General features: G+C 35.5%; 20 protein-coding genes and 1 tRNA gene. 5 read left to right on the forward strand and 16 right to left on the reverse strand.

Annotation, left to right across the window (positions count from 1 at the left end; translation table 11 throughout):
- Positions 1-235 precede the first annotated feature (235 nt).
- The 6 genes from CGC52_RS06290 to CGC52_RS06320 all read right to left on the reverse strand — a co-directional run bounded on the left by CGC52_RS06290 (position 236) and on the right by CGC52_RS06320 (position 6160).
- Positions 236-1729, reverse strand: a complete 1494-nt coding sequence (locus tag CGC52_RS06290; RefSeq protein WP_095893778.1) for a YfcC family protein — start codon at positions 1727-1729, stop codon at positions 236-238.
- A gap of 23 nt (positions 1730-1752) precedes the next feature.
- Positions 1753-2319: an aminoacyl-tRNA hydrolase gene (pth, locus tag CGC52_RS06295; protein ID WP_095893779.1), complete on the reverse strand. Its 567-nt coding sequence runs from the start codon at positions 2317-2319 to the stop codon at positions 1753-1755.
- 24 nt (positions 2320-2343) lie between these two features.
- Entirely contained in the window at positions 2344-2799 is a 456-nt protein-coding gene (locus tag CGC52_RS06300; protein WP_042343802.1) for a hypothetical protein, read from the reverse strand.
- A gap of 63 nt (positions 2800-2862) precedes the next feature.
- Positions 2863-4104 carry an ornithine--oxo-acid transaminase gene (gene rocD, locus CGC52_RS06305; RefSeq protein WP_095894480.1) on the reverse strand — a complete coding sequence of 414 codons (1242 nt, stop codon included), beginning with the start codon at positions 4102-4104 and terminating at the stop codon, positions 2863-2865.
- 610 nt (positions 4105-4714) lie between these two features.
- Positions 4715-5827: a HigA family addiction module antitoxin gene (locus CGC52_RS06315; protein ID WP_095893781.1), complete on the reverse strand. Its 1113-nt coding sequence runs from the start codon at positions 5825-5827 to the stop codon at positions 4715-4717.
- Between the two features lie 12 nt (positions 5828-5839).
- Positions 5840-6160, reverse strand: coding sequence for a type II toxin-antitoxin system RelE/ParE family toxin (locus tag CGC52_RS06320; protein WP_095893782.1), 321 nt, complete (start codon positions 6158-6160; stop codon positions 5840-5842).
- Between the two features lie 134 nt (positions 6161-6294).
- Here CGC52_RS06320 and CGC52_RS06325 point away from each other — a divergent pair, with 134 nt between their 5' ends.
- The 5 genes from CGC52_RS06325 to CGC52_RS06345 all read left to right on the forward strand — a co-directional run bounded on the left by CGC52_RS06325 (position 6295) and on the right by CGC52_RS06345 (position 11448).
- Positions 6295-6765 carry a hypothetical protein gene (locus CGC52_RS06325; RefSeq protein WP_198540555.1) on the forward strand — a complete coding sequence of 157 codons (471 nt, stop codon included), beginning with the start codon at positions 6295-6297 and terminating at the stop codon, positions 6763-6765.
- Positions 6766-7214: 449 nt separating this feature from the next.
- Complete coding sequence (locus tag CGC52_RS06330; RefSeq protein WP_095893783.1) at positions 7215-8474, forward strand: putative DNA modification/repair radical SAM protein; 1260 nt, start codon at positions 7215-7217, stop codon at positions 8472-8474.
- On the forward strand, positions 8474-9229 hold the full coding sequence (locus CGC52_RS06335; RefSeq protein WP_095893784.1) for a TIGR03915 family putative DNA repair protein: 756 nt from the start codon (positions 8474-8476) through the stop codon (positions 9227-9229). Before CGC52_RS06330 ends, CGC52_RS06335 begins: the two co-directional genes overlap by 1 nt.
- Before the next feature lie 266 nt (positions 9230-9495).
- On the forward strand, positions 9496-10800 hold the full coding sequence (locus tag CGC52_RS06340; protein ID WP_095893785.1) for a Na+/H+ antiporter NhaC family protein: 1305 nt from the start codon (positions 9496-9498) through the stop codon (positions 10798-10800).
- Positions 10801-10851: 51 nt separating this feature from the next.
- Complete coding sequence (locus CGC52_RS06345) at positions 10852-11448, forward strand: NAD(P)H-dependent oxidoreductase (protein WP_095893786.1); 597 nt, start codon at positions 10852-10854, stop codon at positions 11446-11448.
- Positions 11449-11457: 9 nt separating this feature from the next.
- Here CGC52_RS06345 and CGC52_RS06350 read toward each other — a convergent pair.
- From CGC52_RS06350 to CGC52_RS06400, 10 genes are all read right to left on the reverse strand, one after another.
- Positions 11458-12140, reverse strand: a protein-coding gene (locus tag CGC52_RS06350; protein ID WP_369800711.1) for an IS1 family transposase whose coding sequence is annotated in 2 segments (ribosomal slippage) — positions 11458-11783 and positions 11783-12140 — 684 coding nt in all. Because the reading frame shifts where the segments join, the coding sequence is not laid out codon by codon here.
- 205 nt (positions 12141-12345) lie between these two features.
- Complete coding sequence (locus tag CGC52_RS06355) at positions 12346-14697, reverse strand: polysaccharide biosynthesis tyrosine autokinase (RefSeq protein ID WP_095893788.1); 2352 nt, start codon at positions 14695-14697, stop codon at positions 12346-12348.
- Between the two features lie 3 nt (positions 14698-14700).
- On the reverse strand, positions 14701-15453 hold the full coding sequence (locus tag CGC52_RS06360; RefSeq protein WP_188111475.1) for a polysaccharide biosynthesis/export family protein: 753 nt from the start codon (positions 15451-15453) through the stop codon (positions 14701-14703).
- A 7-nt stretch (positions 15454-15460) separates the two neighbouring features.
- A complete protein-coding gene (locus tag CGC52_RS06365) occupies positions 15461-15853 on the reverse strand; it encodes an HIT family protein (protein WP_095893789.1) in 393 nt (130 codons plus the stop codon).
- Between the two features lie 23 nt (positions 15854-15876).
- Entirely contained in the window at positions 15877-16350 is a 474-nt protein-coding gene (gene greA, locus CGC52_RS06370) for a transcription elongation factor GreA (protein ID WP_042009591.1), read from the reverse strand.
- Between the two features lie 133 nt (positions 16351-16483).
- The gene (locus CGC52_RS06375) at positions 16484-16960 is read right to left on the reverse strand and encodes an S-ribosylhomocysteine lyase (RefSeq protein ID WP_042009588.1); all 477 of its coding nucleotides are present in this window, start codon (positions 16958-16960) and stop codon (positions 16484-16486) included.
- Positions 16961-17652: 692 nt separating this feature from the next.
- The gene (trxA, locus tag CGC52_RS06385; protein WP_042009583.1) at positions 17653-17973 is read right to left on the reverse strand and encodes a thioredoxin; all 321 of its coding nucleotides are present in this window, start codon (positions 17971-17973) and stop codon (positions 17653-17655) included.
- 153 nt (positions 17974-18126) lie between these two features.
- A tRNA-Gln gene (locus CGC52_RS06390) sits at positions 18127-18197 on the reverse strand.
- A 136-nt stretch (positions 18198-18333) separates the two neighbouring features.
- Positions 18334-19818, reverse strand: a complete 1485-nt coding sequence (locus tag CGC52_RS06395; protein ID WP_095893791.1) for a M56 family metallopeptidase — start codon at positions 19816-19818, stop codon at positions 18334-18336.
- 3 nt (positions 19819-19821) lie between these two features.
- Positions 19822-20181: a BlaI/MecI/CopY family transcriptional regulator gene (locus CGC52_RS06400; RefSeq protein WP_095893792.1), complete on the reverse strand. Its 360-nt coding sequence runs from the start codon at positions 20179-20181 to the stop codon at positions 19822-19824.
- Positions 20182-20218: the final 37 nt, after the last annotated feature.

The following is a 20218-nucleotide window of genomic DNA, read 5'->3' on the forward strand; positions in this document are numbered from 1 at the left end:
AGAAAAGTGTTTTTTAGTTGAGAGCTTAGATTCAATCTCAAGTATAATAATTCGATTGAATCTTTTTAACGCAAAATAATATCCTTATTAATAGTTATAGATTCTCATTTCTCTCTCAAAAACCTACTGAATCAATACTAAAGGTGTCAATTTTAGTGTTTAAACTTTCACGTAAAATTACAAGTTATCTGATTTTGTTTGTTTTGAATTTTTGCTATGTAAAATGAACAAAAACTTACAAATAATACCCCAATAGAAGCATTCCTACGGACAGTACCAAAAGCATTAGCAACAAAGGTGACACGAATTTTAACCATTGTTTATAATTCAAATTCACCATCGCTAAAGAAGGTAGGATAAGCCCTGTGGGGGTAATGAAACTCATCAAACCCATTCCAAACAGATAAGCATTTACAACGTGTTGCCCTTCGATACCTACTACCGTTGCTAATGACCCCATGATGGGCATCGTTACTACAGCCATTCCCGATGAGGAAGAAATAAACAATGTTAATAATCCGAATACACACATCAATACAGGCAAGAAAAGAATGGGCGACATACCTTCCACTAAGTTTGTTGAATAATGTAAAATAGTGTCCGAAATTTGTCCGTCATTAAGGATAAAAGTTACTCCACGAGCAATCCCAATGATGAAAGCTACCCCAAGCAAATCTTTTGCTCCTGCGATAAAATCAGCGATGAATTGCTCTTCACTCATTCGTAAGAACAAGGCAATACATACGGATGCTACCAAAAACAAGGCAGTCATCTCCTCAAACCACCATCCCCAACGAGCTACCCCTATAATCATTATCAAAAACGACAAAGCGAAAACAAGAAGTAACCATTTGCTTGACAATTTCAATCTTTCAACAGGAGCTACCTTTTGCGAAGTCAGTGAATCAGGTAGTGGTGTTTGGTATGCAATTGACAGTTGTGGGTTTCTTTTTACTCTCTCCGCATAACGTATGACATACGCAATGGTGATAGTCAAAGAGGCAATAAGCATAATGACACGAATGGTTGTTCCTGTAGTCCAGTCCACACCTGCTGCGTCAGAAGCTATAATGACTGAGAACGGATTGATGGTCGCCGCCATCGTTCCTATAGAGGAACCTAAATAAATAACCGCTAACGGAACCATCAGGTCATAACCTGCGGCTAAAAAGACAGGAATCAAAATCGGATAAAAAGCCAAAGTTTCTTCGGCAAGTCCAAAAGAAGTTCCTCCCAAAGCAATGAGTGTACACACGATGATAATCAATATACCTTCACGTCCTTTGAGTTTATGAGACAAATAACCTACCCCTTCGTTTAACGTTCCTGAATTGTTAAAAACTCCAATGAATCCCCCCAGAATCAGTACAAATAAGATGATGTCTATAGTTTCATAAATTCCTCTTATGGGAGCGAATAAAACCTCTTTAACTCCTTGAGGGTGAGGAGATGTTTCTGTGTAGGTGTTTGGAATTGATACAGGCTTTTTAATTTTCCCTTCCTTAAATTTGGCAATATTGATAGCTATGGATTTTTCGTCCAAAGTCTGTTGCGTAGCTGGGAGAGTTTGGGTTATTTCCTTGGATTTTAACACAAAAACATCTTGAGTAGCGTCATAGGTTAGAGTGTCATACGAACCCGATGGCAACAAATAAGTTAGCAATGCGGCAAACATAATCACTATCATCAGAACCGTATAAGGGGTTGGGAATTTTAAAAATCGTTTCATTTTTTTGTTTTATCGAAAATGTTTTATTTATTGTTAAACGTATTCATGGTTATGTTGATACCGGACAAACCAAAAGAAAGTACCGCTTGAACACATTTTTCCAATCGTTCGGGTAAGGCCGTGTTTTCTTCGTCGCTCCATTCCCCTAATACGTAGTCCACCTGTTTTCCTTTAGCAAAATCATTACTGATTCCAAAACGGAGCCGTGCGTAATTGGTACTATTCAATTGGGCTTGTGTGTCTTTCAGTCCGTTATGACCTCCATCACTCCCTTTGGATTTGATGCGAATTGTTCCAAAAGGCAGGTTTAAGTCATCAGTAATTACTAACAGATTTTCCATGGGAATATTTTCCTTTTCCAACCAATAGCGAATGGCTTTTCCGCTCAGATTCATATAGGTAGATGGTTTCAATAGAATAAAGGTTCTTCCTTTGTGCTTTACCTCAGCCAAATCCCCTAATCTTTGTGTAGAAAAAGTTGTAGTATGTTGAGATGCTAAAAAATCAACCACTTTAAAACCAATATTATGACGTGTGTTTTTGTATTCCTCGCCAATATTTCCCAGTCCTACGATCAGATATTTTTTCATTTTATGACTGCTTAAACAAAGATATTAATACCCTCCTATCGCTCCGAGAAATCCTACGATTAATAACACTCCTATAAGAATCAGAATGTACAACGATAGCATCACGATGGTAAAGATTCCCATAAATTTGTAATGAGACTTCAAATTTTCAAAAGCTCTACTAAAAACAATTCTGTTGCTCGTTTTCAATGAATCTTTCATGTTTGTAGCAAAATCATACAGATATTTTATGGGAAAGTAATAGACTGCCGCCATACCTAAATATAGAACTCCAACAAAAGCAAGAGGAAAAGGAGTATCCTCCATGCTGGAAGCAATCACTCCGAAAATAATTGTGAAAATAGATACTAGCACAAGAATCGCTATGCCTACGAACCCTAGAATAGCTAAAAATTTCGCCCATTTAGCAATTTCTTTTAGATTTTCCTGAATGCTTTGTGTAAACTCTAATTTGTCAGCACTCAAATATTGATTCTCCATTTTTTTTCGTATAACTTTTTCTAATTAACAATGATTTTAAAAGCCGAATTTCTTAGCAAAGATTTAGCGTTCGAATTCTTTTAAAGTGCTTATAATGATATCAATACACACTTTCAATTGCTCTTGGTTAATAACCAATGGAGGAGCAAAACGAATGATATTTCCGTGAGTAGGCTTTGCTAACAGACCTTTATCGCGCATACGTAAACATATATTCCATGCGGTGTCGCTTTCTTCTGTATCGTTGATAACTACCGCATTAAGTAATCCTTTTCCACGCACTGCTGTAGCGATATTTGAGTTTTCGATATACGCACCGATTTCCTTACGGAAGATTTCACCCATTTTTTGTGCATTTTCGGCCAGTTTTTCGTCTTTTACCACTTGTAGCGCTTCGATAGCTACAGCTGCGGCTATAGGATTTCCGCCAAAGGTACTTCCATGTTGCCCTGGCTTGATCACGTGCATTACCTCATCATCTGCTAAAACCGCACTCACTGGATAAGTTCCTCCACTCAAAGCCTTTCCTAACACCAAAATATCTGGCTTTACGTTTTCATGATCAACAGCTAAACGTTTTCCTGTACGAGCAACTCCTGTCTGTACCTCATCGGCGATAAACAGTACATTGTATTTTTCACAAATAGCTTTGGCTCCACTCAAAAATCCATCCGAAGGAACGTATACACCTGCTTCCCCTTGAATAGGCTCTACCAAAAATCCTGCAACATTCGGATTTTCAGCCAAAAAAGACTCCAAAGCTCCCAAATCATTGTACGGAATGCTTACGAATCCCGGTGTGTAAGGTCCAAAGTTCTTACGTGCGTTTTTGTCTGAAGAAAAAGAAACGACTGTAGTAGTACGTCCGTGGAAATTTTGCTCACAAACCACGATAATCGCTTGGCTCTCAGGGAGATTTTTTCGTTCGTACGCCCATTTTCGGCATATTTTGATAGCTGTTTCTACTGCCTCAGCACCAGTGTTCATCGGTAACATCTTTTCAAATCCGAAATATTCGGTAATATATTTCTCATATACCCCTAACTTATCGTTGTAAAACGCGCGTGAGGTCAACGTTAAAGTTTGTGCCTGTTTAGTCATCGCTTCGATAATTCTAGGGTGGCAATGCCCTTGATTCACAGCTGAATATGCAGAAAGAAAGTCAAAATATTTCTTCCCCTCCAAATCCCACACGTACACACCTTCGCCTTTGCTGAGTACTACAGGTAGTGGATGATAATTATGGGCTCCATATTTGTCTTCAAGCTCCATCGCTTGTTGTGAAGATAATTTTTCTGTTTTCATATCTAAAAAAGTATAAATCGTTAAAAAAGTTTGGCAATATACGAAATAGATTTCTCTTTGCAAAGAAAAATTACCTTTATAAGTTGGATGTAGCGTCAACAAAAACACCTTAACCATTTTTAATTTTCTAAAATTATGTTTTATTTTGCATTTCCGTACGATGAATTCCTTTTGATACAAGGCTGAAAACTATTAAACTTCACCTTTTATTTTCTTGATTTGTACTGATACCATTTAATAACCAACACATATTGTAAATGAATCTTTCGTTATTTGGAAAAACTATATCCAGCGGACTTAAATATTTCGCTTATTTCTTTTTATTTTTTCTCGCTAATCGTTTCCTATTTTTATACGTATATGGTAATTATGAGCAACTGTCCTCTATATTCCACAAAACCAAATGTGCTAAAATTCAAAACGAAATGTACATTTTTTAAACGTACGTACAAAGCAATCAAATGTATTACTCAACAAAAAAAGCCCCTTTTGGGGCTATATTTTACCCCGTAGATAGACGAGGCACTAATGCGGATGCAACGGAATAATCTTTGTTGTCAGATGTTCGTTTTGCATAAAATTTGGCAACTAACAACAACAAGTTTATTTGTTATTGATTTTTTTCAGTAAAACTAACTTGTCTAATGTCTTTATCTATCTTTTTTATTTTATAATTATTGTTTTCTTTTGAATATCTTCCTTGTAAAATAGCAGGGTGTATTCCGTAATGTTTAGAAACACTCATCACAGAACTTTCATTATGAAAATTTATCGATTTTATTTTTTTCCACACATCATCAGGAATAAGCAGTTTAGATGCTAATTCATCAGCCTCTTGTTCTTCTTTTTGGTGCTTTTCTTCCAAATTGATGTATTCCTTTCTGTTATTATTCACCAAATGCAAATAAATATGAGAAAGCTCGTGAAAGAGCGTAAAAGCAAAAGAATCTATACTTTTGTTTCTCAAACTCAAACATATAGTAGGGTTTTCACTCCAAAAAGAAACTCCATCTACTGCACAATCTTTTGGTTTTGGAACTATTAGAAATTTTATTCCGTAAGAACTTAAAACTTCTTTTACTTCATCTAATATATTTTCTTTATTTTTATATAAAACCTCGCTTATTGCCTTAAAAACCTGTTCCTTTTCAGATTGGTTAAAGTCCGAAACATACAATTGACTTGCCTTATATTTCACATAATTTACCCAACAAACAAGGCTGTTTCTCTCAATATTTGATTTTTCGGACTTTCTAAATCGTTGATATTCTAACTCTGCAAATCGCCCAACAAATCCATCTAAATCGCTAACTCCAAACACTTTAAAAATAATGTTGATGTTTTGCTTTAAGTCATCAGTGATAACCCCCTCACGTTTGAAAAATGGCATACGAATATAGGATTTTATTACACTCCATATTTCATTGTTTTTCACAAATTCTTGATGTTTTTCCTCCACTCTTCGTTTGTCTATTTCATAATCAGCCTGTGCGTTGAGCCAAAATTTAGCAGGAATTCCCAATACTTTTTCTAATCTCAATGCGATGTCTGTATTTATATTTTTTTTACCCTTAATAATTTCATTAACAACAGATTTTGGTAAATCCATTTCCATAGCCAAATCTTTTTGACTCATCTCCCTTGCTTGTATTTCATCAAGAAGATGTTCGCCGGGGTATGTTGCTTGTTTTGGTACTAATTTTTTTATATTTATCGTTGCCATTCTCCTCTTTATTTACTGATAATGATTACTTAATTCTTCAATGGACAAAATAATTACTTTACCCTCTTCGTCTTCTATTTCTTCAAAAATGATTCTGTATTTTATATCTACTCTCACAGATGATTTTCCACTTAAATTACCTTGCAACTTTTCATAATTTAATGATTTAAATAAAAAAGCATCTTCTATTTTTTCTAATGATTTTAATCTATCTACTGTTTTGATGAATAATTTTTGAAGATTACCATTTGATTTTAATTCTTTATTTTTGACCTTTCCTCCCTCATAAAATCTTGCTATTGCTAACTCTTCATCTATAAATTCTATCTGCATTGCGGTGAAATTTATTTTTGCACAAAGATATAAAAAGTTCGTGATTTAGCGAACTTTTTTGAGGTTTTATTTAAAATATTTTCGGTCTGAATTTCAAGAAGCCTGCCACTACAAGCAATATAAGTCCTGCAATGATGTATGCCGAAGCTGGCAACCATAATATCCGACAAGTTTTTGAATACGATAGTGAGAATGCTTTTCTCCAGCGAAGTGTTCCGATACTTTTCTACGTTCCAGAAGATTATAAACCCCTGTTCTTTGATGCAAACGTTATGGCTTCGCACAAAGATATTTTCCCTACGTTATTTCATTTGAGCCTTTCCAATCAAAAATATATGTATTCGGGAGATGATTTATTTTCAAAATCTTTAAATTATCGCTTTGGTATAAATGATTATAACTTCATTGCAGATTCTCTCGGAGTACTCTTCAAAGGAAACCAAAAGCCATTATATTTTACGTGGAAAGACAGTACAAAACGGAAACTTGCTCCTAACAATTCTGATAGTCCACACGCAGAATTTCTGTCAAACAAACTGAAAAGTTTCGAAACTTTACAGACAATCCAAATTTATTCCGACATCAAAAATCAAAAAAAGAACTAACGGATTGGGTTTAGTAACAACAGTATCCCATAAAAAACCAACGCAAATTCGTGACAAAAGAAAAGTCGTAGCTTTTTAAATGTAAAACTACTAAGGTGAAATTCTGCTATTTCGCTCAAATTGGCATACCGTTTGTTTTACTAAGTGGAACCGAAACATCAGTGATGATTACAGTAAATTCAATAATGATTTGAAGTGTTCCTACACTTGTTTTACATCAGAAATTCACAAAGGCTAACGTCTTTTTTAGAAGAATCCTTCCTTTGCTTTGTTGTATAAATAGTTTGTTTATTCTATATTTGCGAGGGACTCTTAATGCTGAAATTCTTTTTATTCAATTAAAAATCAGTAATAAAAAGTGAACTTTCTTTTTTAAAAAAGAGAAAAAAGAGAAGTTTTCAGCAAAGGACGATATTCTCTTTTTCATCAAAACCTCAAAACCTTACACGATGAACTACGACCGCATTAACGAAAAACTAACCATACTTGCCGATGCCGCCAAGTACGATGTTTCTTGCTCTTCAAGCGGAGGCAACCGAAAAAACACCCATAAAGGCTTAGGAAATTCGGCACCCTCGGGCATATGCCACACCTACACCGAAGACGGACGCTGTGTGTCTCTGCTCAAAATATTACTCACCAACCACTGTATTTACGATTGTATCTACTGCGTATCCCGAAAAAGCAACGACATTAAACGAGCTGCTTTTACTGTAGATGAAGTGGTGGATTTGACCATCAACTTTTACCGTCGTAACTACATCGAAGGGCTATTCCTCAGCTCGGGAATTTTCAAAAATGCCGACTACACGATGGAACGCCTGATTCTTATCGCCAAAAAATTAAGAACCGAGCATCGTTTCAATGGGTATATTCACCTGAAAACCATTCCAAATGCCTCGCCAGAGCTTTTGCAAGAAGCCGGTTTGTGGGCTGACCGACTCAGCATCAATATGGAAATTCCTACCGTTTCGGGCTTAAAGCTATTGGCTCCTGACAAAAGCCACGAGCAGATGATTCAACCAATGAACCACATAAAAAACAGCATCGTACAAGCTCAATCGGAACGAAAAATCATAAAATCAACTCCCAAATACGCTCCTGCCGGACAAAGTACACAGTTTATCATCGGTGCAGCGGGCGAAAACGACGTACAAATTATCCTCAGTGCCGACCATTTTTACAAGCAATTTCAACTCAAAAGGGTATATTATTCGGGCTATGTTCCTGTTACGGCCGATAGCAGACTACCCGCACTTACCACGCCTGTTCCCACGATTCGGGAAAATCGGCTTTATCAGGCAGATTGGCTGATGCGCTTCTACGGATTTGAAGCACGCGAAATTTTAACGCCTCAAAATCCTTTTTTGGATTTAGAGATAGACCCAAAACTAGCTTGGGCACTTAGAAATCCCCAACTTTTTCCCGTGAATTTACAAACAGCAACCTATGAAATGATTTTGCGTGTTCCAGGTATTGGGCGAACTTCGGCTTACAAAATCGTGAATTCCAGAAGATTTCAGACCATTACAATGGACCATCTGAAAAAAATGGGGGTTGCCGTAAATCGAGCTAAATTCTTCATTGATTTGGCAGAAAAGAATCCGTTTCTAAAATATTTAGACCAACTTGAACTTAGGCAATTGGTTATCAGTAGTATGAAATCTAAATATAAAAATCATTTTTCCCAGCAATTGAGTTTATTTTGATGATACGTTTGGTCTATGATGGCAGTTTCGAGGGATTGCTTACGGCTGTTTTCGAAGTTTTTGAATACCACTATGCGGATGTTGAGATTGTATGTAGTACTCATACCCTTGGTGCACTTTTTTTGGAAGAACAAGAGGTGGTAACCCATTTTGAAAAAGCAGAACGCGTAGTGAAAGGCATTGAAAAGTATGCCGATAAATCCGCAGTAAACCAACTTCTGAAAGTATTTCTATCGGAAGACCCTCAGCGAGAGTCTTTGATTCTGTATGCCGTACGCTATTTAGTAAGTACCAAGGAAAATATTTTCGAAAATTATGCCGATGCTCAAATGATGCGCATTGCTCGTTTGGTAAAGTCCGTTCAAAGGGAATCCCACAGAATGAAAGCCTTCGTGCGTTTCCAAAAACTGCAAGATGAGAGTTTTTTCGCTCAAATAGCTCCCGATTTTGATGTTCTACCTTTAATCATCAAGCATTTTAAAGACCGATATGCGGACCAAAAGTGGATGATTTACGACCTCAAACGCGGTTATGGTATTTATTATGACTTAGAAGAAGTACTTCCTGTAGTTCCTGACGCTGCTACCAAGCAAAAACTTAGAAATCCTGAGGCTTTTTTCCACGAGGAGGAGCGCCCCTACGAAACGCTTTGGAAAAGCTACTTTCAAAGTGTGAATATCAAGGAGCGATACAACCCAAAACTCCACCGACAATACGTTCCTAAACGCTATTGGAAGTATTTGGTAGAGAAATAGAAAGTAATTTATACCTTTTATGAACTTTGAAAGAATGACTTTTTTGGGCATCCTCGAAATTTTATAAGTCAACAAAGCAAGACTTAAGATTTTATATTTTTGAGCATTTCTGTAAATATAAGGGCTACTTAGTTGATTGCATTGTTATTTTATAAATACTTTTATTAGAAGTATATTTTAATGAAAAAACAATTTTTTGTAAAAATATATTTTACTAATTGTTTTTTTATGCATACTTTTGCAGCCTTAATCTATAAAAGATCGCAATGTCAACTGATAAGCAACCTTCCATTATTTCAATTTTACCTCTTTTAATTTTCGTAGGGATATTCCTATGGAGTGGTATTTACTTCAATAATTTTTACTCTATTCCTTCTCCACTGATTGCTTTGGCAGGTGTGGTAGTGGCTCTATTGATTTACAAATCGACTTTAAAAGAAAAAATACAGATTTTTTTTACAGGAGCAGGAAACAGTAATGTATTAGCAATGTGTGTTATAAGTTTACTTGCTGGAGGGTTTTCATTCGTAACGAAAGCCTCGGGAAGTGTCGATTCGATTGTAAATTTAGGAACGTACTACATCTCTCCTGCGTATCTGCCGTTGGGTGTATTCCTCGTGTCATCCTTTTTGTCCTTTGCCACAGGGACATCCGTAGGAACCATTATGACTTTGGGTACTATAGTTATTGATTTGGCTACGCAATCACAGTCCAACATATCATTGGTGGGAGCCTGTTTGCTTTCGGGAGCCATGTTTGGTGATAACCTATCCTTGATTTCAGATACTACCATTACTTCTACACAAACGATGGGAGCCGAAATGAGCGACAAGATGAAAGCAAATAGTAAGATAGCTATACCAGCCGCTATATTGACAATGATTATTCTAATTTTCATAGGAAATTCGGACGTGCAACCAGCTGTAAGTAAAGCTACTGCTGACTTTGATGTGGTACTTATTTTACCGTATATTGCCGTAGTTGTACTTTCTTTGTTGGGAGTAAACGTATTCGCCTCGTTATTTACAGGAATTATTTTTGCTGGAACTCTGGGTGTCATCTACGGAAAGTTTGATTTTCTTGGTTTTACAACTAATGTCTATGAAGGTTTTATGAGTATGTCTGAAGTATTTTTACTGTTTTTCTTCACTGGAGGATTAGCAACTTTAGTTGAATATTTCGGAGGTATTCGTTTTCTTATGAATGGTATTCAAAAATACATAAAATCCTATAAAACAGCACTTTTAGGAATAGGAGCTTTGGTGAGTTCTGCGAATTTGTGCGTAGCAAACAATACAGTTTCAATCCTAATTGTATCGAAAATCAGTCGAAAAATCAGCACAAAATTCAATATCGCACCTCGCAATGGAGCTTCAGTTTTGGACATTTTTTCATGCTACGTGCAAGGAATCATCCCCTACGGAGCCCAGGTTTTAGGACTTATCTATTTGAGTAAAAACACTATAAATTATCCCGAATTGGTACTATATGCTGTTTATTTACACTTGTTGCTATTGCTAACTTTGGGATACATTATTTTTCGAAGTAAAAAAACTTTGCTCGAAAAATAGTTTTTTAGTATTGAATATCGTAATTTTGTGCGCATATGTAAAAACAATCTTATGAGATTTATAGAATTAGCACAAAACCGATATACAACAAAAGCATATAATAACAAGAAAATTGACCAAAATCTCATTTGCGAACTGAAAGAGATTTTGCGTTTAAGTCCTTCATCAATCAATTCACAGCCTTGGCGCTTTATCATTGTTTCAGACGAAAAGACAAAACGGGCCTTAGCTGATGTTTCTCATTTTAACAAGAGTAAAATCAACGAAACTAGTCATTTAGTAGTTTTTTTAGGTTTTAAAGACCTTCGTAAATTTGAAAAACAAATCACTGATTTTCTCCCAGAAGGTGCGGTGAACTACTATCACCAAGTACTAAAACCCAAAGGCGATGAACAAGTTCATATATGGCTAAACAAACAAGTATACATTTCATTAGGATTCTTTTTAAGTGCTTGTGCATCAATGAACATTGATTCTACAGCTATGGAGGGCATCCAAAATGAGAAATACGATGAAATCTTACAAGAAGAAGGTTATCAAACTTTATTTGCGGTCGCTATCGGTTATCGCCATGAAGATGACGCAAACCAGCCAGACCGAAATCCAAAATTACGGTTACCCTTAGAACAGGTTGTAAAAGAGATATAGAAGGCATTGTTAAATTATTATATTTAATTGATTATTCAGCTTCAGAAATAAAAGTTTCAAGGAATTTTCTAACATTGTTTTTGACTTCGAGTAACATTTTCCTTTTCTTTTAAATCTTGCCAAATAATGTCTTATTCTACTATTATATCCCTCCACTGTAAAGGTTTCTGCTTTGGATTCCATATGCTTTTCACTTGGAATTACCTCTGAATAACTCTTCCAATAATCACTACAAAAACCATTGATATCTCTGTTTTTCAATTTCTTCCAAAGTTTCAAGAAAGTTTCTGTGTCTCGTTTGCCACAAACAAAACCGATGAACTTTTTCCCAAGTCTATCAATAGCAATCCAACTCCAACAGTAGTTTTTTTTGACTGTACATAACTGTGAATCTCGTCCAATTCCACTATTTCAATAGGCTCTTCATTCTGCGGAAATTCCACAGATTCTCCCCATTTCTTCACCCACCGATAAACCGTTCCGTAGCTAATATTCAATATCCTTCCAATAGCTCGAAATCCTAATCCTTCCAAATACATTTGCAAAGCAAGACGCTTTTGTTCTGGCGTTTTCACATCCGATTTCTTCTCAACACTGAAAAAATAATCACAATCTTTACATTTATATCGCTGTCTGCCTCCAACAAAACCTGCTTTAATCTTATTTAACGATTCACATCTGGTACATTTCATAACGCTAAATTATATAAAATATATCAGAATAACAATACCATATAGAAATATTTCAGTTGTATAAATCTACGCTTGTAGTTGAAGCAACCTCGAGTCCAAATAGCACCTATCTCTTGATTTCGAGAGGTGTATTCTTGTGATGGATGGTGATTAATCTAGCAAAACAATACACCTTGACTGAGGAGTGTTGTTCTACGCTATCAGACTACCACCTGAATTTACGTAAAATTTTCTTGAATGGTGATTTATTCTTTTGATTCTTAGCCCCGTAACCATAACCATAGTTATAACCATAATAGGGTGTCATATTTCCTAAAGAAACATCGTTGAGAACCACTGCCATATTAGGCAGCCTCTTGTCATCGTACAATCTTTGAACGGACTCAAGCATTCGCTTATCAGAAAAATTCTCACGAATTACATAAACACAAGCGTCCGCATGTTTAGCTATCAATAGAGTGTCGGCAACCACATTAACAGGAGCTGTATCAACGATAATGTAATCAAATTCTTGCTTAAGTTGTTCAAACATTTTTGTTATTTTTGAACTGGTTAGCAATTCTGCTGGATTTGGAGGTACTACCTTGGTTGGCAACACATAAAACTCCCTGAAATTAGGGATTTTCACTATCACCGACGACAGATCGATATCCGAAGCCAAATAGTTAGTAAGACCAACCGAGCGTAAATTTAATTGCTCCCCTATTTTTGGATTTCGGATATCCATTCCTATAAGTAGTGTTTTTTTTCCAGAAACAGCAAATGTAGCCGCCAAATTGACTGATACGAATGTTTTACCTTCTTCTGGAAATGAGGAGGTAACAAGAATCGTTTTGCTTTGTCCTTGAGGGGTGTCGTTCAAAACAAAATCCATATTAGTACAAACCATTTGGAACCCCTCTGCCAAAGGAGAAAGAGTATCTAATGTTACTATTTGCTGAGTATCATCCGTATGTGGAATTTGCCCAACAAAAGGTACTGACAATCGCTCTTCGACATCTGATTTACTTCGCACTTTTATGTTAAATAATTCCATTATGTAGATAACCAAAAACGGAATTATACAACCTAGAACAATTGCTCCCAAGAGTATGATCATCGGGCGGGGCGAGATGGGGGTAGCCCCTCCTAAAGCTCTATCTATAACTTTAGCTTTGGGAGCTAAAGCCGCCATAGAAATCTCTGCTTCCTCTCGTTTTTCTAATAGATACAGAAATAAGGATTCTTTTACGCTTTGTTGCCGAGTTATTTCTCGCAATTCTTTTTCTAAAGTAGGAATGGTGCGTACACGTCCACTCAAAGAAGCTTGTTTTTTGCTGATCTCATTTTTCTGAATCAACAAATTCGATTTCATAAGCAATAGATTCTCTTTAATGGTTATTTTAAGAGCTTCGATTTCTTCTTCTATTTGCTCAAGCATAATGTTTCCTTCTCCTGCATTGAGAGCTATTTGATTTCGATGAATCGTCTTTTTGTTATGTTCCTCAATAGCTGCAGATAGCACTTGATTTGATGTAAAAACATCCAAAAGAGGAAAGGTTTTTCCCGTGCTTTTCACATCAATAAACCCTTTTATGGTGTTTTCTATAAGTTCAATTTGAGTGGTTGCTTCTACGTATTTTCTGTCAAATAAGTTTGCATTTTCTAAATTGAACTGAGCATCTGTCTGAATATTAGTAACTCTGTTTTCTTTTTTGAATATTTCGGCATGTTTTTCAACCTCATGTAACTCTTTGGTGAGGACTTCCAAACGCTTTGTAAGAAAATCAGAAGTATTCTGTGATATAAATCGCTGGTCAGTAATGGTTTCTGTATTGTATATTTCGACGAGAGTATTCAGATAATCTTCCGCTTTCTTTTTATTTTGATGGCTCACGGACAATTCTAACACAGATGTGTTTTTCCCAACTAATTTAATATTTAAACTACTTCTGTAGCCTGAAGCCACTCTAATAGGATCTTCAATATCAATCCCTATTGAGTATGGAAATTTTGTATTTTCTGCTGATTTATGTATAGAGAACTGCCCAATGTGATTTTGGATTATCTCTCCATAGCGAAACGTTCCTAACGGTTGTTCATCTTCAAATAGTGTAAATTCATTTTCCTCGCCGACGACCTTCAATTTGACGGATGACCGAACCAAAGTTTCGATGGATATAAAAGCAGGTGTATTGTTATAAACATCAAATGTCTTTACTTTTCCCTCAGAAATGTAAGATATATGAAGATTTAGTTTCTGTACGACCTTTTCAGATAAAGTCCGTGATTTCAGTACTTCTATCTGATTTTCAATATTATCCTTAATATCTTTGAGTATGTCCAAATCCGACAAAGCAGAAAGTTCATTCACTACTCCTCCTTTTTTGTCGTCTTTAAGCATTACAGTAGTTGTTGCTCTGTAAATAGAGGGAGCATATCGCAAGTAGGCATAAGCAAAAATGAAAGCTACGACCACACTAATAGCAAACCACAGCCAACGAGAAAGGTAGGGCTGAATTATTTTTGAAAAATCTATCTTCTCGTCTTTTTCATTAAAGGATAACTGATTTTCCATAACCTAAAATTTTAGTAATAAGGCAATTACAGTAATTGTTACCGAAATAGCAGATAAGATAGTACTTGTATCTAAACCTAATACGGAAGAATTTATTCGTGTTTTATTAGGTTCAACATACACCACATCGTTCTGAGCTAAGTAGTAGAAATCGGAGTTCATAAATTCAGAGGAAGACATATCCACCACATTAAAAGTTCTTTGCCCATCCTGTTCACGAATGATAATAACATGACTACGCTTACCATAGATGGTCATATCTTCCGCCATACTCAACGCTTGTAATAATGTAATACGCTCCGATTCAATAGTAAACGTACCAGGCTTTCGTACCTCTCCTTGCACAGTTACCTTGAAATTAGCGATTCGAAGATTCACAGTTGCATCCTTGATAAAAGTGCGAACCGCTTTGGTCAATACATCAATCGCTTCATTACGAGTCAGACCTCCTAATTTAATATTTCCAATAACTGGATAAGTGATATATCCATCCTTATCAATCAAGTAGGTTTGTAGTGGTGAAGATCCTTCCGCAGCTACGCCTGTATTTTGAGTTTTATTAAAATCCGAAAGTAGTTCCTCCGTTTGTGAATTAATAATTATTTTTAATAAATCATCAGGTTGGAGCCTAATTTCATAGGATTTTAAAATCTCTGTTTTATTGTTTTCAATATCCGAAAAGTACGCAACATTCTTTCTTGAGGTACAAGAAAAAAGTATTGAAACTAAACATATTATTACGGATATTTTTTTCATTTTCATGTTATTTTAGTTCTCTTTGTACTTTTTCAACTACCTCCTTGAACTGAGCATCAGTGAGCGAGACCTTGTGCCCAAAAGTCATTTCTTTCATCTCATTGATAGGAATAAGATGTACGTGTACGTGAGGTACTTCCAACCCTATGACAGCCACCCCTACACGATTACAAGGAATAGCTCGTTCCAAGGCTTGAGCAACTTTTCGCGAAAATGTCATTAGTTCGTTGTAGGTGGTTTCATCCAGGTCAAACAATTTATCTGCCTCCTTTTTGGGAACACAAAGGGTATGCCCTATCGCATTGGGATTGATATCTAAAAACGCGATAAAACACTCATTTTCAGCGATTTTATACGCAGGAATTTCTCCTTGAATGATTTTTGTGAAAATACTCGCCATTGGTCAGTTGTTTTTTAGATGATTTATCGACTAATTTCTAAAATTTCCATTTTCAATATGCCATTAGGCACTTGAATTTCAGCAATTTCACCAACAGCTTTGCCCAACAAGCCTTTCCCAATAGGAGAACTTACCGAGATTTTACCTGTTTTCAAATCCGCTTCACTTTCAGCTACTAACGTATATGTCATTTGCATATTGTTGCTTAAGTTCTTGATTTTCACTGTTGAAAGCACCAACACTTTTGAGGTGTCTAATTGAGACTCATCAATCAAACGTGCATTCGCTAACAATTGCTCCAATTTAGCGATTTTCATCTCTAAAAGCCCTTGTGCTTCCTTCGCTGCGTCATATTCAGCGTTTTCCGACAAATCTCCTTTATCTCTCGCTTCAGCAATTGCCTGTGATGCTTTCGGACGTTCAACGTCTTTGAGTTGGTTTAATTCATCTCTTAATTTTTTTAATCCCTCAGCTGTATAATACGATATGTTATTCATAGTTTATGTAAATTTAAAAAAAACGAAAAATCCTCATTGGTTTGAGGATTCGGTGCAAAGATACAAATATTTTTTTGTTTTATTACCAATTATAGATTATTTAACGAATCATTCAATAGTCTAATTTTCAATTCTATAACGGATAATTCAGATTTTCTTCCTTCATATTGTAAAGCACTTCTTCAAGATATTTCTTTGCCTCAAACTTTGCCATTGGTAAATTGTTGTTGTAAAAGTTACCACATTCTAAGGCTGATGCTCCTGGGATTTCTCCTTCAAAATGAGTCATGTATTCAAACAATCGCGTGATAAGTGGCAGAATATCCTCTGAAGTGTAATCCCCTGCTAAAATAAGATAATTCCCTGTCATACAGCCCATCGGCCCCCAGTAAATGATTTTATCTTTCCAATCGCTATTTCGCAACCAAGTAGCTGCTAAGTGTTCAATAGTATGAATTTCAGCACCTCCCAACACAGGCTCACGATAAGGCAATTTCATGCGAATGTCAAACGAAGTAATTACTTCATTGCCAACAAAATCCTTACGCGAAACAAAAATACCACGTTGCAATTTCAAATGATCTATACAAAAACTGGCTATCCTTTCCATATGATTAAAAATTTCGGCAAATATACTCCTTTTTCATTTATAAGCAAAAATACGACGCTATACTAACAGTCAGTTCTCATAAAGGCAAAAGCATACAACAAAATCTTCCATAATACCACATCGAATTGAATTTTTGGCAAGCTATAATGGATAAAACTCAATTGTACTATGTAGCTTTAAAACATTGAATTAAAACACAAAAGGCATTAGAGTTTAATTCGGATTATGCACCAGTAAAAATATCTAAAGGAAGATGTATTAATTATCAGAAGAGATTGAAGCTGTTAAAAAAAAACAATTGAATTCATTATTTATTTTCATACATCGTTCTTTTCCTTAGATGAAAAGAAGCAAAAATCAAGGCTTTGGATATTTGCCTAAAAATCAGACTCATGTCGCTAAAATTTTCCAAACTTGCTTCCTATGGTCGCTTCGAACAATGGAAAATTTTCACGCTTTATTCGTTGATTTTCTTAACGCCAAATCTCCAATCCGATTAAAAGCGGTCAAAATGCTGAAAAATCAGCATTTAACCGTTAAAAAATACATGCAATTAAGTAGTGAACTCAAAAAAACAAATTGTGTTTGTGGTATATTCTAATTTCTGCATTAAGTAAAATTGCAAAAAAGTGTCCCACATAGACTTTGGATTACACCACAAACACAATGAAAAGTATTTAAAAATAAAAAAACTAACCTAAGATTCCGTCAAGAGCTTCTGTGTATGTTTTTTTAGGGGCAACACCCACTTGTCTACCTACCACCTCTCCATTTTGGAATACTAATACTGTTGGAATGTTTCGCACTCCATACTTAGAAGCAAATTCTTGGTTGTTGTCTACGTCCACTTTTCCTACAACTACTCTTCCTTCATATTCCTTTGAGATTTCCTCAACCACAGGAGCTAACATACGACAAGGTCCGCACCAAACTGCCCAAAAATCTACCAATACGGGTTTATCACTCTTCAAAACCACTTCTTCGAAAGTAGCATCTGTTATTTCTAAAGCCATTTTTAAATTGTTTTAAGTGTTAATGGAGGCAAAGATAATAAATCAAATTCAATATACACAGTCTGTTATATAAATTTTAACTATATCCGTATCGATTTTGTTTATTTAAATAGGATTAAAATAAAAAAGCTACCCATTGTAGGGTAGCTTTTGTTGGCTCACAAGGACTCGAACCTTGAATAACAGAACCAAAATCTGCTGTGTTACCATTACACCATGAGCCAATCGTTATTTTTGCGGTGCAAAGATACGTAAGTTTTTTAAACTTCCAAATAAAATAACGATAAAAATATTTTTATTATCTGATTATCCTATTTAATTAACTAAATATCAAGATGTTAACTCTTAAATATTTTTTGATTATTTTATTAAAGTTATTAAAATAACTCCATTTTTTCCTTTTTCACCATATGCTTCAAGAGCTTTTTTGTCTTTCAACACTACTATGGATTGAATATTTTCAGCGCCAAGATCGGCTAATTTTGTATATTCCATTTCTTTTCCGTCAACTAATAACAAAGGGTCATTTGCCTTTTTTCCATTCATTTTAAAGGCTGTTACTTTTTGTGTTACTTGAACTTCCTTAACGTCAACAACTTTTGAATCAGACATGAGGGTATCGGACTCTTGTTTTAGTTTTAGAACGGTCATATTACCACTTGTAACTGGGGCTTTTCTGGAGGACTTTGAAAGTTTAAACGTCTTTTTGTCTTTTGCTTTTTTTGCAAATTCCTCTGGAACATTTCCTTGGGTGTAGATTTCAACAACGCCATTTTTACCTTTTTCGCCATACATTTTTGTCGCTTTTTCATCTTTGAGCACGTTTATCCATCCAATGTTGTCCGCAGGTATTCCTGAAATTGCTTCCTTTGTTGCCTCTTTCCCGTCAATGAAAAACAACGGTTGCGGATTTTTATCATCAGTCACATAGCCTAAAACTACTATCTGAGGCTCTTTTTCTTGTGCTTGTATCGTTTCTGTTGAAGTTAACGACATGGTTAAAGTGGTAGCCAACGCCAGAGCTACATAGCCCCATTTGGCTTTTGCGGTTGATTTGTTTTTCATTGTCATATAAATACGTTTTTTTAGGTTACTTGTTTCAAAATTATGTGCCATAGCTATTCGTTCAGCTCCTACACATAGGTGAATGAGTTGCTTTCGGTACTCGTTAGGATGGGTGGTTTGTTCAATTACTCGCTGATCAGCTTGAAATTCGTGTACAGTAATTAGTTGATTTTTAAGCAACCACACAAAAGGATTCCACCAAAAGGCTAAGCAATAAAGCTGTGCAAAAAGTAAGTCCCACGAATGCCTAAATTCAACATGAGCCAACTCGTGTTTGATAATATTATCAGCTCCTTTCGTCATATCTTCTTCAGAAATAACTACATAACCAAACCAACTAAATGGAGATACCTTTTTCTTGGTCACATATATATTCTTGTTATTTGTTGTTTTTTCAAGTGTGGCTCTGCTAACAATTCGACCAATGAATATAATTCCGATAAGATATCGAAGTAAAAAGAGCAAAATACCTACCACATAAACAATCCATAGGAGAGTTGTAAAGCTATAGCTATTACCACTTCCTGTTGCTACGATTGACTCTGTTTGAGTCTCTGAAGAGGATAGCTCAAATGCAACTATTTGTTTTTCAGCGAATATACTATCATAAGGAAGTGGAATATTTACTAAAGGACACATCATTCCTATTGCAAAAATCAGCAATAGGGTGATTCTATTAGTTCTATGAAAAGTGTTACCGCTGACAAACAAACGATAGCCTCCCCATAATATCCCCATAAAAACAAAATGTTTGAGCAGGTACAATACTAAATTTTCCATACTTTATTGTTTTTTTTCAATATCATCCAACAATTGTCGAATTTCTTCAATGGATAATTTTTCGGATTTTATGAACGTATTGACTACATTCAAGTACGAATTCTGAAAATATTTTGCTACAACATTTTTTAACGTTCGGTTGTTGTATTCCTCTTTGGAAATCAGTGGATGATATTGGTAAGAGGTGCCAAACGGCTCATGTGCCAGAAACCCCTTCTCTTCAAGCATACGTACATATGTAGATATGGTATTGAAATGTGGTTTTGGATCAGGATACTGCTCTACGATTTGCTTAACAAAGAGCTTATTATGTTTCCAAAAAAATGTCATTATCTCTTCTTCTTTTGCTGTCAATTCTTTCATTTTTTTGTGTTTTATTTATTGATTTTACCTATTTATC

Source organism: Capnocytophaga sp. H2931 (assembly GCF_002302535.1).
GTDB lineage: Bacteria > Bacteroidota > Bacteroidia > Flavobacteriales > Flavobacteriaceae > Capnocytophaga > Capnocytophaga canis.

What these genes read in the sequence shown, in the direction of transcription:
- CGC52_RS06290 (WP_095893778.1), bottom strand. Translation starts at nt 1,729, where the DNA reads ATGAAACGATTTTTAAAATTCCCAACCCCTTATACGGTTCTGATGATA.
- pth (WP_095893779.1), bottom strand. Translation starts at nt 2,319, where the DNA reads ATGAAAAAATATCTGATCGTAGGACTGGGAAATATTGGCGAGGAATAC.
- CGC52_RS06300 (WP_042343802.1), bottom strand. Translation starts at nt 2,799, where the DNA reads ATGGAGAATCAATATTTGAGTGCTGACAAATTAGAGTTTACACAAAGC.
- rocD (WP_095894480.1), bottom strand. Translation starts at nt 4,104, where the DNA reads ATGAAAACAGAAAAATTATCTTCACAACAAGCGATGGAGCTTGAAGAC.
- CGC52_RS06315 (WP_095893781.1), bottom strand. Translation starts at nt 5,827, where the DNA reads ATGGCAACGATAAATATAAAAAAATTAGTACCAAAACAAGCAACATAC.
- CGC52_RS06320 (WP_095893782.1), bottom strand. Translation starts at nt 6,160, where the DNA reads ATGCAGATAGAATTTATAGATGAAGAGTTAGCAATAGCAAGATTTTAT.
- CGC52_RS06325 (WP_198540555.1), top strand. Translation starts at nt 6,295, where the DNA reads ATGTATGCCGAAGCTGGCAACCATAATATCCGACAAGTTTTTGAATAC.
- CGC52_RS06330 (WP_095893783.1), top strand. Translation starts at nt 7,215, where the DNA reads ATGAACTACGACCGCATTAACGAAAAACTAACCATACTTGCCGATGCC.
- CGC52_RS06335 (WP_095893784.1), top strand. Translation starts at nt 8,474, where the DNA reads ATGATACGTTTGGTCTATGATGGCAGTTTCGAGGGATTGCTTACGGCT.
- CGC52_RS06340 (WP_095893785.1), top strand. Translation starts at nt 9,496, where the DNA reads ATGTCAACTGATAAGCAACCTTCCATTATTTCAATTTTACCTCTTTTA.
- CGC52_RS06345 (WP_095893786.1), top strand. Translation starts at nt 10,852, where the DNA reads ATGAGATTTATAGAATTAGCACAAAACCGATATACAACAAAAGCATAT.
- CGC52_RS06355 (WP_095893788.1), bottom strand. Translation starts at nt 14,697, where the DNA reads ATGGAAAATCAGTTATCCTTTAATGAAAAAGACGAGAAGATAGATTTT.
- CGC52_RS06360 (WP_188111475.1), bottom strand. Translation starts at nt 15,453, where the DNA reads ATGAAAAAAATATCCGTAATAATATGTTTAGTTTCAATACTTTTTTCT.
- CGC52_RS06365 (WP_095893789.1), bottom strand. Translation starts at nt 15,853, where the DNA reads ATGGCGAGTATTTTCACAAAAATCATTCAAGGAGAAATTCCTGCGTAT.
- greA (WP_042009591.1), bottom strand. Translation starts at nt 16,350, where the DNA reads ATGAATAACATATCGTATTATACAGCTGAGGGATTAAAAAAATTAAGA.
- CGC52_RS06375 (WP_042009588.1), bottom strand. Translation starts at nt 16,960, where the DNA reads ATGGAAAGGATAGCCAGTTTTTGTATAGATCATTTGAAATTGCAACGT.
- trxA (WP_042009583.1), bottom strand. Translation starts at nt 17,973, where the DNA reads ATGGCTTTAGAAATAACAGATGCTACTTTCGAAGAAGTGGTTTTGAAG.
- CGC52_RS06395 (WP_095893791.1), bottom strand. Translation starts at nt 19,818, where the DNA reads ATGGAAAATTTAGTATTGTACCTGCTCAAACATTTTGTTTTTATGGGG.
- CGC52_RS06400 (WP_095893792.1), bottom strand. Translation starts at nt 20,181, where the DNA reads ATGAAAGAATTGACAGCAAAAGAAGAAGAGATAATGACATTTTTTTGG.